The organism is Mesorhizobium sp. M0923 (genome assembly GCF_040319365.1).
Taxonomy (GTDB): Bacteria; Pseudomonadota; Alphaproteobacteria; order Rhizobiales; family Rhizobiaceae; genus Mesorhizobium.
In genome coordinates this window covers 1-604 of sequence record NZ_JAMYNW010000074.1, presented here as the reverse complement: position 1 = coordinate 604, position 604 = coordinate 1, and the positions used below count along the sequence as shown (strand labels likewise).

Here is a 604-nt window from a genome sequence, read left to right as displayed (position 1 = left end):
CGCCGGCCTGATGGGCGCAGATCATGCCAAGATAGTCGCCGAGGAGCTTCCAGGCGCAAAGCTCCAATTGATCTGCGACATGGATCAGCAGCGCGCTCGCCTGGTCGCCGATGCATGTGGTGCCGTCGACATTGCCACCGACCCCAACGGCGCCATCGCGCGGCACGACGTGGACGCCGTGATCATTGCGAGCCCCGATTTCACGCATGCACCTCTCTCGATGGCCTGTATTGCCATGGGCAAGCGCGTTCTGTGCGAAAAGCCCCTTTCACAATCGTCCGCTGACTGCATCGCCGTGATGGAAACCGAACAGAAGGCAGGGGCGAAATTCGTCCAGCTCGGCTTCATGCGGCGTTACGACCGCTCCTATCAGGAAATGAAGCAAGCGCTCGATAATGGTCATCTCGGCCGGGCGCTGATGATGCACAATTTTCACCGCAATGTTGAGACACCTGCGGCCGATTTTACCGGCGCTATGGCCATCACGAATTCGGCACCGCACGAATTCGACGTCGTGCGTTACGTGCTCGGGACAGAATATGCCTCTATTTCCGCGTTCCAGCCGCGCCGCTCGGACGCGCGTGTCGCACCTGTCGTCATGGTG

1 protein-coding gene is annotated in these 604 nt (G+C 60.1%); it reads left to right on the top strand.

Annotated features, from left to right (window positions below; all coding sequences use genetic code 11):
* Positions 1-604: Gfo/Idh/MocA family protein (locus NKH89_RS35710; protein ID WP_352912068.1), on the top strand; the 604-nt coding region annotated here is incomplete at both ends.